Origin of the sequence: Geminocystis sp. CENA526, assembly GCF_050753365.1 — a bacterium.
Lineage (GTDB): Bacteria > Cyanobacteriota > Cyanobacteriia > Cyanobacteriales > Cyanobacteriaceae > Geminocystis.
Map to the genome: position 1 here is coordinate 17,320 of NZ_JBLZFY010000049.1, position 13,183 is coordinate 30,502.

Consider the following 13,183-nt stretch of genomic DNA (forward strand, 5'->3'; position numbering starts at 1 on the left):
CATCACATCCTGCCTCAAATAGTAAATCTTTTAAATGGCCAATTTGTTGGCTAGATGTTTTTACCTAGCTTTTGTAAGGTTTATTTTCGTCATTGGCTTAAACAAATTATACTCGATCTTATCAGTTTATAAATAATAAATAAATTGAAAAAACTGCTTATTACTCATTACCTTATCCTTGAATGAAAAGAAATCTCACTCCTTATTTTTTTCTAACTCCAGCTTTAATTATTCTCACCATTATTGTTTTTTATCCTGCAATACAAGCCTTCTCCTTAAGTTTTTCACAGTTTGGCTATGATTTGACTCAACCCCCTGAATGGGTAGGATTAGCTAATTTTAAGCGATTAGCAGAAGATAAGTTATTTCGTCAAACGATGATTAATACTCTTATTTATCTTGTGGGAGTTGTACCCCCTTTGGTAATTCTTTCCCTTGGGTTAGCTATCGTTGTTAATCAAAAATTGAAGGGCATTAATTGGTTTCGCACAGCTTACTATACTCCTGTCGTGGTTTCAATGGTGGTAGCAGGATTAGCTTGGAGAGCGATTTATTGGTCAAATGGCATTTTAAACCAATTTTTGTTTAGTATCGGTTTTCAGTCGGGTATTCCTTGGCTAACCAGTGCTGATTGGGCAATCTGGAGCGTGATGATTGTTACCATTTGGAAAGGATTGGGATATTACATGGTGATCTATTTAGCAGGATTGCAGGGGATTTCTCCTGAATTGTATGAGGCGGCTTCGATCGAGGGTTCAGATGGTTGGCGAAAGCACTGGGATATTACAGTTCCTTTGATGAAACCCTATATTTTTTTAGTGGCTGTAATTTCCGCCTTGAGTGCTACAAAAGTATTTGAAGAAATATACTTATTAACTCAAGGTGGTCCTCGTAATGCTACAAAAACTGTAGTTTATTATCTTTACGAAAAAGCCTTTAGGGATTTAGATTTTAATTATGCTTCTACTATGGGATTAGTCCTTTTTAGTCTTATTTTAGTCCTTTCGATCGTCAATTTATCAGCATCCCGTAAAGTATAACCGAAATTTCTCATTAACATTGCTTTTTTCGTGTAATCATGGCACATCTAAGCTAAATTAGTAAATAATCGATCGAACCTAAAAAATATATTTAGCTAAAACCAGATTATGGAAATTAAAATTAATAATATTTCTAAATTAGATTGGACAGGGGATGCCCTTGCCATCGGTTTGTTTGCCGAAAAACTAGAACTTCCTCCAGATTTAAAACTATTAGATAATAAATTAGACGGCATTCTCACAGAATTAATCGCCGATACCGATTTTAAAGGCAAAATTGGTACTACCTCGATCGAACGTATCGGTGGCAAAAGCCCTTTGCGTAAAATCATATTAGTCGGTTTAGGTAAAGAAGAAGACTCGTGTTTAGACACTTTTCGTCAAGCAGGAGGAAGTATCGCTAGGGTAGCAAAAAAAGCGAAGTTAAAAACATTATCGATCGCCCTCAATCATGAAAACTATGATGATGAAATATTAGCCCAAGTCATCACCGAAGGAGTTATTTTAGCCTTACATCAAGATAACCGCTTTAAATCTGACACCGAAGACAACAGCATCAGTCTGGAAACGGTGGAATTACTCGACTTATCGACTTCTCAAAATGCCATTGAAAAAGCTCAAAAAATTACATCAGGAGTCATTTTAGCTAGAGAATTAGTTAACGCCCCCGCTAACGTCATTAATCCCCTCACTATGGCTGAAATGGCACAAAATCTCGCTTCTGAATACGGTTTAGAATTAACCATTTTAGAACAAGAGGACTGCGAAAAATTAGGTATGGGATCATTTTTAGGAGTGGCAAAAGCCTCGGATTTACCCCCTAAATTTATCCATCTCGTCTATAAACCCCAAAACACACCCAAACGCAAATTGGCAATAGTTGGCAAGGGTTTAACCTTCGATTCAGGCGGTTTAAATCTGAAAGTGAGCGGTAGTGGCATCGAAACCATGAAAATGGACATGGGCGGTGCAGCAGCAACCTTTGGGGCGGCGAAATCGATCGCACAGTTGAAACCAGACGTAGAAATTCACTTTATCAGTGCCGTCACCGAAAACATGATTAGCGGTAAAGCCATGCACCCCGGAGACATTTTAACCGCTTCCAATGGCAAAACGATCGAAGTCAACAACACCGATGCTGAAGGGCGTTTAACCCTCGCTGATGCCCTTGTTTATGCGGACAAATTGAAAGTAGATGCCATAGTGGATTTAGCTACCTTAACAGGAGCTTGTATTGTAGCATTAGGCAACGACATCGCTGGATTATGGACAACGGATGACGATTTAGCTAATGAGTTAAAAAATGCCTCTCAAACCGCAGGGGAAAAATTCTGGCAAATGCCCTTAGAAAATAAATACTTTGAGCAAATGAAGTCCTCGATCGCCGACATGAAAAATACAGGCTCTCGTGCAGGAGGCTCAATTACTGCCGCCCTATTTTTACAACAATTCGTCAAACATACCCCTTGGGTACACTTAGACATAGCAGGACCAGTTTGGGCAGAAAAACCCACCGCTATTGACAACGAAGGGGGTACAGGCTTTGCCGTGCGAACTCTCGTCAACTGGGCTTTAAATGAGTAATGAGTAATGAGGAATGAGTAATGAGTAATGAGTAATGAGTAATGAGTAATGAGTAATGAGTAATGAGTAATGAGTAATGAGTAATGAGTAATGAGTAATGAGGAATAAGTAAAAAGTAATTATGTCATTGCGGTGAGGCGCGTAGCGTTGGGAGGCAACGAAGCAACCTGAAGCAATCTCAAGCCAAACTTGAAAAAGTTAATCTCAATCTGTATTTATAATTATTCAAAACTTAATTTATTACAAATTAATCAACATGGGTGAATCAAAAAGAAGAAAACAAACTTTAGGGGATGATTACGGTAAAGAAGAGCGCTTTTTATCGTGGTTGCCGTTGAGCAAAAAACAAGCCGAAGACGCTTATAAATTAACTACCCGTGGTGCATGGGTAGGCATTGGACTTTTAGCCTCTGCTTGGGTTGTCATTAGATTTGTCGGACCCGCTTTCGGTTGGTGGGAAGTACAGTAATCCATCTAATTACGGGCAAGATGCCCGTTTTACGGTGGGAAAATTATGATTTCTTGTTTTTTTAACCTTGCATTTTTGTAAAAAAATCAACTATGATCAATAGAAATTAAGCATTTTTATTAAAAATTAAGGTAGTTAAGATTGCTTCGTACCTCGCAATGACATAACAACACATCTAGTGTTAGCAAACTGTAATCATTAAATTATCACTTTATTAACCATTATGGAAAACCTACTAAACATAGAAAATATCGACTTAGAAACGATTATTACGGGTATTCTTTATTTAAGTCTAAGTGGCTTATATTTATTAATACTTCCTGCTGGAGTCTATTTTTATTTGAATCAACGTTGGTATGTAGCGAGTTCCTTTGAGAGAGGATTTATGTATTTTATGGTGTTCTTTTCTTTCCCCGGAATGCTATTATTAAGCCCTTTTCTCAATTTTCGCCCTCGTCGTCGCCAAATTAGTTAAATTCAAAATTCGTAGGTTGGGTTGAGACAACGAAACCCAACAATAAAATTACTTATTTCAATAATAGATTTAACGAACCTGATATTGTGATTTGAATGGGTAACAAGCTAAATCCTTTAATAAGAGGGATTTTCGCTAAAAAATATAACAGTTTTTAAGTAAACATAATGAGAAGAATTGATGCTATTTTGATCGCCTTGGGGGTGTTTTTCCTAGGTGGTATAGTTTATTATGGCTTTGTTTCGATCGGATTTGACGCTACTCAAGCGGGAATTTGGAGTCAAGGATTATTAGTTTTAGGCTTAATTGGATGGGTTTTAACCTATTTATTTCGAGTTTTTACCAATAACATGACTTATCATAAGCAAGTCAAAGATTATGACGATGCTTTTTTTGCCAAGCAGTTAGAAAAAATGTCTCCTGAAGAAATTGCCAAACTTATGGAAAATTCAGATTCAGAAAATAAGGTAATCAGAAATGAGTAATGAGGAATTAAGAATTAGGAATTAACAATTAAGAATAGTTTTAGTCGTTAATCAATAACACGCCGTGTAATAAATCGCTCAGCGTTGCGAGGCACGAAGCAATCTGACGTCTAATAGCTACCGTCTGCTAAAGCGACTCTATTCACTATTCACTATTAGACTTCTCCATTAATTAAGATTTTAAGGGCTGAAGCCCTTACTACGAACCAATTAAAAATAATTTTTGGAGATGTCTATTCACTATTCATTATTCACTATTCATTATTCATTATGGTTTCAGTTTCTCAACGTTTCAACGAACTTAAACAAAAGTCTCAATGTGCTTTAATACCTTTTATTACAGCAGGTGATCCAGATTTGGAAACCACCGTTAAGGCGATCGAACTTCTTGCCCAAGAAGGCGCAGATATGATTGAATTAGGAGTACCCTATTCTGATCCTTTAGCGGATGGACCTGTAATTCAAGCGGCTGCTACTCGTGCTTTAAAAAACGGTGTCACCTTAGATGATGTCCTGAATATAGTCAAAAATCTTACCGTAGAGATTCCTATTATTTTATTTACTTACTATAACCCTATTTTTTATCGAGGGGTTGAGAACTTTATTTCTACTATTGCACAAGTAGGAGTCAAAGGTTTAGTTGTGCCAGATTTACCCCTTGAGGAAGCCGAAAGTTTCCTTGACGTTGCTCAAAAATACGGCATTGAAGTAACTCTTTTAGTTGCGCCAACTTCTCCTATGGAAAGAATCGAACAGATTGCGCTCAATTCTCAAGGTTTTATTTATCTGGTTAGTGTTACGGGTGTAACAGGAGTTCGATCGAACGTAGAAGCCAGAGTAGAAGACTTAATCAGTAAACTAAAAACTGTCACCGATAAACCCATCGGCGTAGGCTTTGGTATATCTGAACCTTCTCAAGCCCTACAAATGAAACAATGGGGTGCAGATGGGGTGATTGTTGGTAGTGCTTTTGTAAAGAAACTTGCGAATGTCGATCGAGCGAAGGGATTAGAGGAATTAGCAACTTTATGCCGTCAACTCAAACAAGCCATTACCACAAATTAAACTGTAAAACAGGCATCTTGCCTGTGTTTTTATGTTTTTAATGGGTTTGTAGTAAGGGCTAAAGCCCTCTTTTTGAGAATGAATGGATAAAATCTATTCTATTATCGCACTAAGTCTTCCCATAATATAGACTAAAGTGAACCAAGGAAGTAACCACATCCAAAATTCTTTAAATCTTGATTTGAGTTTTCTTAGTAAAGGTTTGACTTCTTGATAAATAAATTCTCGATAATAATAATTAAATCCATAGGCGAATAATAAGACAAATATTTTGCCGAAAATATCATAGTATGAATCGATATTAGAATAGTAAATAAATAGAGTTTCTAAAATTATTCCTACTAAAAAAAAACAAGCTAAGGGCAAGTTAAATAACATCGGAATAAAGATTAATTCTGGTTGGATAAAAATACTGATGAGATAACTTATCATCCAGAATATAAACCATAATAAACCGATGATAAAATGTTTAATTCCTCTTTTTTGTGCATGAATAAAAAATTTTTTGATTAAATTATCTGAAGGTTTATAATATTTCATTTAATTGGTTTTAATAATGTAAATTGCGATGAGGGAATATTAATCTTTTCCCAACAATTGCCCATAGAACTTATACTAATTAAAGGATCAAGATTTTCTGTTGGATAACAATAATGATTTTTTTCTGCAATTAAATCAAGTTGAGTCAGATTTTTTTGATCAATTAATAGGTATGATGGATATTTCATTAATTCTTCCATCTTTTCTAGGTTAACAGGTATTACCCTTCTTTCACTATAAAAATTCATGGAAGGTCGATCGTAATCAAAAGAGATATAGACACTTTCTTGAGGGGGAATTTCTTGTTTAACAATTTCAGCAATGGGTTTAACAGGATATGCTTCATTTAATTCCCATAACCAATAATTAGAACTAAAAAACACCATCAATGACACATACATTCCCCAAAATAAAACACCGATAAATTGTAAATCTTTTTTGACGATTAAAATGGTAGTCAGGAAAAAAGTTGTACCTAACAAAGCCAAAAGAGTTAATAAATGTTGATTTTGAGGTTGAGTCAAGAGAAAGTAGCAAAATCCTGCGGTGAGGGTAAAACAGAGAAAACCAAATAAACCTCCCCACCATTTAGGATAATTCATAAAAGAGGGTAAAGATTTAATTTCTGCTAAAGCCACCCCCGAAGCGATCGAAAGTGCAGGATATATAGGCATAATATACCATGGGAGTTTAGTACCCATAACCGAAACGGCGACTAGGTAAGTAAGACTCCACACTAAAATAAATTTTGCCCAACTCCAATTACGATTTTGCCATGCGATGACGATACCTGCAATGGCAATAAAAATCCAAGGGTGAGGATATTTTAGCAACTCCATCACATAATACCAAATCGCCCCTTGATGCCCTTCTACGGCGGTAAAAACTCGATCGAGGGATTGATCTTTGACGGAAGTATTGATAAACTGTTCACCATAGTGGAAATATTGGGCAACTTGCCAAGCAATAACAGGTAATATACCTAAAAAGAGTCCACACCAGAGATAGACAGAAGAAATTAAACGGGGAGTATCCCACATTAAAAATAAGAGTACGATCGAACCTAATAATAATCCTAACATCCACCCCTTACTTAAACAAATCAAGCCAAAAGCAATTCCCGCAGGTAAAGCATATCTCAAATCCCTTCTGGCTTTTAAGACGAATAACATCATCAACATTTGAAAGCATAACACTGCACCATCAAGCATTGCTAATCTTCCATGTCTCACCACTGGCATAGTAGTTAGATAAACCAAAGCCGAAAAAAAGGCATAATAACGAGGTAAAAATAATTCTCTTGCCACCCCATAAAGCAAAGGCACAGATAAAGCCGTTAAAGAAGCGCCCACGATACGAGTGGAAAATTCACTGACACCAAAAAAGCTATAAACCAACGCCGTCAAACTATGAATTAAGGGAGGTTTATTCAAATAAGGCTCACCCCAAATGGTAGGAAAAAGCCAACGCCAATCACGAAAGGAAGACTCATAAATTTCCTTAGCGACTTGAGCAAAAGTACCTTCATCCCAGTCTCTCAAGGGTACATTACCTAAATGAAAAGTATATAAAATAATCGCTAAAATAAAAAGACTAGAAAAGGTAAAAAATTCCCACCATCGATCGTTTGATTTCGTATAATAACGGGAGATTTCATCGGTGGAAGTAGAGCGATTCATAGTGTAATAAGAGAGAAATTCAAATTGAGAATAGACAATACTCTATTAGATAATGAGTTAACATATATTCTAACCTCAGTTCGATCGAATTAATGCCTCACTTGCTTTAAGTATGATAAATTTTCTTATGAACTACCCTGTCTTTATATATCGAAAAATAAATTACCATTAAATATTGAGCCAATTAAAAATATCATTAACGGTTAAATTTAGTTCTATGTTATCTAATACGGGTAAAATATTATCATCTTGAAAAATTTTAACTTTTTGGTCACTAAATACCACTAAAATTGTTTCATCTTCGGGATTAATTAACCAACCTAAATGAGTACCATTTTCCGAACAAAAAAGCAATTTATCTAACACTTTCATTAAACTTTGATTTGGTGATAAAATTTCGATCGTCCAATCTGGTAATCTATCAAATCTGTCAGCTATTCTTCCTTTTTTTGACTATAATCTCCAACTTTGTTGTAGAGTGAGAGCAATTTTTTCCGTAATGCCTTCAATCCATGCCTCATCTTGTTTAGTATAACTACGAGGAATATTTGTCGCTACGATAACCGCTCCTTGATTTTGTAAAGGAAGACAAATTAATCCTTGAATATTATCAGGTAAATAATCAAACTCTATCTTGGCGGGGTAGTGTTTTAAATCGACTAAGTAAACAGGTTTTTGAGTTGTCATTACTCGTTGTAAAATCGTGCCAACATTAACGATATTTTTCTCTCCTAAAATGCCTCGCCGTAACAGAATTTTTCCTTGATAATAAATCACGATCGACTTAGTAACGGTATTATTAAGGATAAGATGACTAGCCCATGCTAATTCAGTTTTCACGGTTTCAGACAAATCAGTAGCAAATTCCATGCCTTCTTTTCCGATTAAAGTAACGCTTTGGGGAGGCACAGATTTTATTTGTCGTAACAAAATGCTTGTCAAAAGAAGCATAGCACAAAGAATCACCCCCAGAGCATCCGATCGAGCTTGAGAATCTAAGACAGTGGGAGTGCTTAAACGATTAATCATCAACAAAAACCCCCCTAAAATACCAGCTACTAAAGGTAAATTTTGAATAAATTGATTTTCTTCTTTTCGAGACATCTTGAGAATTAACAATTAAGAATTAAGTGAATTTTCTCCTCGTCTCCTAGTCTTCTAGCCTCCTAGTCTTCTAACTGGGTTTCTTCTCCCCCGGCTCTAAAATGCGTTGAAAAAGATAACCAGTACCTCTTGCTGTTAAAATAAGTTCAGGATTACTAGGATCTTCTTCTAATTTAGCTCTTAAGCGAGATACATGAACATCCACTACTCTTGTGTCCACATGACGTTCAGGAGTATAGCCCCAGACTTCCTGTAATATTTCCGATCGAGAAAAGGCTTCTCCCGATTTACTGACTAACAATTCTAATAAGCTAAACTCCATACCTGTTAAGCGAATGCGTTGCTCTCCTTTATACACTTGTCTTTTGTTTGTGTCAATACGAATAGCATTAACAGAAATTACACCAGAACTAGGGATTCCCGCAGTGCCTGTTTTATCTATTCTACGCAGTACAGAACGAATACGAGCTTCTAATTCTTTGGGAGAAAAGGGTTTGACTACATAGTCGTCAGCGCCCAATTCCAAACCTGTAATTCGATCGGCAACATCCCCTAAAGCAGTTAACATAATAATCGGAATATCAGACTCCTTGCGCAATTCCTGACATACCCCATAACCGTCTAACTTGGGCATCATTACGTCTAATACCACTAAATCTGGTTGAGTAGCATGAAATGTAGCGATCGCATCTTCTCCATCGGCGGCAGTGACGACATCATAACCAATCATGGATAAACGAGTTTCTAAAATACGGCGAATACTTGCTTCATCATCCACCACTAAAATTTTTTCTTTCTGATTGTCCAAAATGTTAACTCCTACAAATTTTAAACATATTTTTACTGTATGTCATAGTCAGGATGAGACTATCAACCATAAACCATAACTATTACTGATTGTAAAATAATAAATATTAACAAGTCTTAATTTTATCTTAAATGTACAAAGAAGACTCACACTATAAAGCGAGTTTCAGTAGAGTTGCCAAAGGTAATGGCAAACAAGACTTTAATTGTTTTTTGTTTTATGTTTGCTCGATCGAATAATCCCAACATCAAGCACTTTGAGAGTAGAATTAAAGTTAGGAGTAAAAATAAGAAGCAATTACCCCTAACAAGAATTATCCATAATAGGAGTTTAGCATGAGTACAACCACAGATAATGATTTAAGAGAATTAAAAGATTTAATTAACTCTAAATTTGAGCAAATCAACGAAAAAATAGACAATCGCTATCAACTATTAGATGGTAAATTGAATGACATGAAGATAGATATAGCTACGATTAAAAGCGATGTCAATGGATTAGGCAAAAGGTTAGACGATACAAACAAAAGGATTGATAACCTTGAGTTTACTAACAGAGGAATTTTGATCAGTATTGTCAGTGGCTTAATTTTAGCGGTTATTACTCTCCTCTTCAAATTTTTAGCACCCCCTATCGGTTAATTTTTGAGCATCAAATGATTGAAATATAGAAAGATTTGGGAGGGGGTGGGTTGAACAGTGTTCAACCTCTACGATATACTGTAGGGGCAGAATATTATTCTGCCCATCCCCATCAAAAAACATTTTGCCCACCTTCATCAAAAAACATTTTTCGCAAACCCCTAACTATTTTTGTTTTTTAATGCTTGAATACCAATCAAAGCTAAGGCGACAATCAAAGGAATGAAAAAATAAATGATACGATAAGCAATTAATCCCCCTAAAGTATCCGATGAGGAGATAGATTCAGGGCGTAAATATAATATCACCGTTTCAAATACTCCCAATCCCCCCGGCACGTTACTGATTAATCCTGCGGTTAGGGCGATGATATAAATACCAAAAAAGCCGATATAAGACATGGAGTGATTGATAGGTAATAGTGAATATAGCACTCCAGCCGCTAATCCCCAGTCTAATCCTGCTACTATAATTGTACCGATCGAAATGATAGGTTTAGGAAAAGTTATTTCTTCGTCTTTAAAAGGAATGGGATGTTTAAGGGTGACACTAAGAATAAAATAAATAATGACAAGGGAGAGAAAAATATATCCAATGGGATGGATAGAATCAAAGGGTAATTTGAGAACAGAAGGTAAAGTTAAAGGATCAATTAATGATACAGTACCTCCAATACTGAGTAATCCTAGCCAAAAAGTAAGGTGAGTGAAGACAACTAATTCCGCAATTTTGATATTGGAGACACCCCATAAACCGTAATAATGATAACGAATAGCTGTACCAGAAAACACACTAAAACCAACGGTATTGCCTACGGCATAGCTAATAAAAGCGGTAAAGCCAATTTTCCAAGCCGAAAGTTTTTGACGAATATGGGCAAATCCTAACCAATCATAGCCCGTCATCAATCCATAGCCTAAAATTGTCATCGCTAAGGCATTGATTTTATGCCCACGAGGAATATTTTGAAGATATAACCATACTGATTCAATACTATCTTTTTTTAATTCTGATACGATCGCCATTATGGAAATTGAAAATAAGACAATTATGAAGATAATGGGGATAATTTGACGAATGTTTTTGACTTGTAAATTAGTTTTCATTAATTAGGAATTGAGAATTGAGATGTTAATTCATAACTCACATTGAAATAAATTTCAATGCTAATAGTAAAAGTCTGCTAAAGCGACTATCAGAGAGACATCAGATAAAAAAATAATTATCTTGTTACCAAAAATCCACTATTCACTATTCACTATTCACCATCACCTATTCCATAAGAGATAGGAGAAGTTTCGGCGTTACCCATAACAATTTGTTTCTGGGTAGTAAAGGTTTCTAAACTGATTAACCCTCGGCGATGTCCTTTTTGACTAGAAATACCGAGAAAAACAGAGTTGCTACCGGGTAAATAGCGGTAAAAACGAGGAGAAGAATTAACATAAACTAAGGCGCTGTCAATTTCCATCGCGAAAGTTCTTCCTTCTTGGTAAGAATCTGTTACAATGCAGTTAGCATGACCACTACTATATTCATTCATCCATGTAATGGCACTATCAAGATCATCAACAATACGAAAAGCGATACGATGATTAAATAAGGGTTGTTGCCAATGATAAGGTTTCGCTAGGGTAAGATAGTCGGGAAACTCAGCTACTAAACTTTCATCTCCTAACAGATTTAATTTTTGCTCCTTGAGATGATTAAATAGTCTTACGATCGAATTAGAGCTATGATTTTTGTTGATTAAAACTTTTTCTATGGCATTGACTCGATCGGGAATACTCTTGTAACTGTCGATTATAACGTGACGCACTAAATCTAAATCACTAGAAGATGACCAATATAGTCCACAATTAGCTATAGCTGATTTTAACACGGGAGCGGTGGCTAATTGAGTTACTTTCTGAATTAAACTCGGTCGTCCGTAGGGGATAATTAGGTTAATATATTGATCTAATGTTACTAAATCTTCGATGGAATAGCCTTCTTCGGAGGGGAGAAACTGTAAACAACCAGAAGGGAAATTAGCATCTTCTAAGGCAACTTGTAAAACTTGGGTGATAATGGTATTAGTATTACTAGCATCACTGCTTCCTCTCAAAATTAAGCTATTTCCTGTTTTGGTAGCTAATCCAGCAGTAATAATCGCTAACTCTGGCAAGGCTTCGTAAATGAAAGCAATTACCCCTAAAGGCATTAATTGAGAGTAATTTTGACAGTAGGTTACTTGATAAGGTGAATTGATTACTTTTTGAAACGGATCAGGTAATTCGGCTAATGTCTTTAAGATTTCGATCGAGGTTTGTAATCGTTGAGGAGTTAATTTTAGCCACTCCAGAATTAAATCTGGCACAGCCATTTCCTTGCTAATTTCCAAATCAAGGGTATTAGCCTGTAAAATATCATCTAAGCATTCTTCTAATTTGGTTGCCATTAGTAACACGGCATGAGAACGTTCAACACCTTTAATATTACTCATCTGTACAAAGGCTTGATGGGCTTGTCGTACAATATGAGTGGTTTTGTCAGTGGAATTATCTTTCATTTTTTTATCTTAACTAGGATTTGCTTGAAGATAGGAAAACTATTAAAATCAATGGTTTAGACAGGCTACATTAACACTCATAGTGAGCAGTTTTTACTCAAAAACTAAGCACAAAAAGTACAAAATACAAATATTCCACTATTACCTATTACCTATTACCTATTACCTATTACCTATTTCCTACTTTCATTTAACGATGATAGGCTAACCACAAAGAAATAGATAATAAGATTAAAATTAACCCTACAATGATACCAGAAATTAGCTGAAATCCACCAGTTAGAGTTATTAGTAAAGGTGTACTAACTAGGAGACAAGCTAGAAAACAGCTAATCATAAAATAAAAGTAACTTTCTTGCCAAGGTTTTTGGGCAAAAATCCATCGTTTACCATTCCAACGCCATTTTTTTTTATAAGGATAACTCGGATTTAGTTGTTCGATACACTCTTCTTTATCCGTTACCACAAAAATTTGTTGACATCGATCGCACCCCATAGCTTCCGTTAAGATAATAGGTAATAATCGCCCTTTGCGACGACAAGGGCAAGGATATTCGCAATTTAAGTCAATTTTTACGGGTTTTTGCCAACGCACAGCTATTTTCAATTTACATAATAATAGTCTCTTTCATTATTATAATCTCATTCAGAATGAAGAATGAAGAATGAAGAATGAAGAATTAGAAATGGTTTTAAATTATTTTCTTCCTCCTCTTCCCCCTCTTCCTCCTCCTGTTTTGTT

At 35.7% G+C, this 13,183-nt stretch carries 15 protein-coding genes; 7 read left to right on the forward strand and 8 right to left on the reverse strand.

Going from position 1 to position 13,183, the window contains the following annotated elements; all coding sequences use genetic code 11:
• Nucleotides 1-182: 182 nt before the first annotated feature.
• The 6 genes from ACN4EE_RS13570 to trpA all read left to right on the forward strand — a co-directional run bounded on the left by ACN4EE_RS13570 (nucleotide 183) and on the right by trpA (nucleotide 5,118).
• A complete protein-coding gene (locus tag ACN4EE_RS13570) occupies nucleotides 183-1,040 on the forward strand; it encodes a carbohydrate ABC transporter permease (RefSeq protein ID WP_431706991.1) in 858 nt (285 codons plus the stop codon).
• 108 nt (nucleotides 1,041-1,148) lie between these two features.
• Complete coding sequence (locus ACN4EE_RS13575; RefSeq protein ID WP_431706992.1) at nucleotides 1,149-2,624, forward strand: leucyl aminopeptidase; 1,476 nt, start codon at nucleotides 1,149-1,151, stop codon at nucleotides 2,622-2,624.
• Between the two features lie 256 nt (nucleotides 2,625-2,880).
• Nucleotides 2,881-3,093 carry a DUF2839 domain-containing protein gene (locus tag ACN4EE_RS13580; protein ID WP_431706993.1) on the forward strand — a complete coding sequence of 71 codons (213 nt, stop codon included), beginning with the start codon at nucleotides 2,881-2,883 and terminating at the stop codon, nucleotides 3,091-3,093.
• A gap of 223 nt (nucleotides 3,094-3,316) precedes the next feature.
• Entirely contained in the window at nucleotides 3,317-3,568 is a 252-nt protein-coding gene (gene ndhL / locus ACN4EE_RS13585; protein WP_017293471.1) for an NAD(P)H-quinone oxidoreductase subunit L, read from the forward strand.
• Nucleotides 3,569-3,735: 167 nt separating this feature from the next.
• Nucleotides 3,736-4,053, forward strand: a complete 318-nt coding sequence (locus ACN4EE_RS13590) for a DUF3007 family protein (protein ID WP_431706994.1) — start codon at nucleotides 3,736-3,738, stop codon at nucleotides 4,051-4,053.
• Between the two features lie 270 nt (nucleotides 4,054-4,323).
• Nucleotides 4,324-5,118, forward strand: a complete 795-nt coding sequence (gene trpA, locus ACN4EE_RS13595) for a tryptophan synthase subunit alpha (protein WP_431706995.1) — start codon at nucleotides 4,324-4,326, stop codon at nucleotides 5,116-5,118.
• Between the two features lie 93 nt (nucleotides 5,119-5,211).
• On the opposite strand, the gene ACN4EE_RS13600 is transcribed toward trpA, so the two are convergent.
• The 5 genes from ACN4EE_RS13600 to rpaB all read right to left on the reverse strand — a co-directional run bounded on the left by ACN4EE_RS13600 (nucleotide 5,212) and on the right by rpaB (nucleotide 9,249).
• Complete coding sequence (locus ACN4EE_RS13600) at nucleotides 5,212-5,658, reverse strand: hypothetical protein (RefSeq protein ID WP_431706996.1); 447 nt, start codon at nucleotides 5,656-5,658, stop codon at nucleotides 5,212-5,214.
• Nucleotides 5,655-7,337: an ArnT family glycosyltransferase gene (locus ACN4EE_RS13605; protein ID WP_431706997.1), complete on the reverse strand. Its 1,683-nt coding sequence runs from the start codon at nucleotides 7,335-7,337 to the stop codon at nucleotides 5,655-5,657. The genes ACN4EE_RS13600 and ACN4EE_RS13605 overlap by 4 nt, the downstream gene beginning before the upstream one ends.
• A gap of 168 nt (nucleotides 7,338-7,505) precedes the next feature.
• A complete protein-coding gene (locus ACN4EE_RS13610; RefSeq protein ID WP_431707006.1) occupies nucleotides 7,506-7,775 on the reverse strand; it encodes a Uma2 family endonuclease in 270 nt (89 codons plus the stop codon).
• A 15-nt stretch (nucleotides 7,776-7,790) separates the two neighbouring features.
• A complete protein-coding gene (locus tag ACN4EE_RS13615) occupies nucleotides 7,791-8,441 on the reverse strand; it encodes a cofactor assembly of complex C subunit B (protein WP_431706998.1) in 651 nt (216 codons plus the stop codon).
• A gap of 70 nt (nucleotides 8,442-8,511) precedes the next feature.
• Nucleotides 8,512-9,249, reverse strand: coding sequence for a response regulator transcription factor RpaB (gene rpaB, locus ACN4EE_RS13620; protein ID WP_431706999.1), 738 nt, complete (start codon nucleotides 9,247-9,249; stop codon nucleotides 8,512-8,514).
• 335 nt (nucleotides 9,250-9,584) lie between these two features.
• On the opposite strand from rpaB, the gene ACN4EE_RS13625 reads away from it, so the two are divergent.
• Nucleotides 9,585-9,890 carry a hypothetical protein gene (locus ACN4EE_RS13625; protein ID WP_431707000.1) on the forward strand — a complete coding sequence of 102 codons (306 nt, stop codon included), beginning with the start codon at nucleotides 9,585-9,587 and terminating at the stop codon, nucleotides 9,888-9,890.
• Between the two features lie 161 nt (nucleotides 9,891-10,051).
• On the opposite strand, the gene ACN4EE_RS13630 is transcribed toward ACN4EE_RS13625, so the two are convergent.
• The 3 genes from ACN4EE_RS13630 to ACN4EE_RS13640 form a co-directional block, all read right to left on the reverse strand.
• Nucleotides 10,052-10,996 (reverse strand): putative bifunctional lysylphosphatidylglycerol flippase/synthetase, encoded by a 945-nt coding sequence (locus ACN4EE_RS13630; protein WP_431707001.1) that lies wholly within the window; start codon nucleotides 10,994-10,996, stop codon nucleotides 10,052-10,054.
• 152 nt (nucleotides 10,997-11,148) lie between these two features.
• On the reverse strand, nucleotides 11,149-12,441 hold the full coding sequence (locus ACN4EE_RS13635; protein ID WP_431707002.1) for a glutamate-5-semialdehyde dehydrogenase: 1,293 nt from the start codon (nucleotides 12,439-12,441) through the stop codon (nucleotides 11,149-11,151).
• 190 nt (nucleotides 12,442-12,631) lie between these two features.
• Nucleotides 12,632-13,036: a hypothetical protein gene (locus ACN4EE_RS13640; RefSeq protein ID WP_431707003.1), complete on the reverse strand. Its 405-nt coding sequence runs from the start codon at nucleotides 13,034-13,036 to the stop codon at nucleotides 12,632-12,634.
• Nucleotides 13,037-13,183 lie beyond the last annotated feature (147 nt).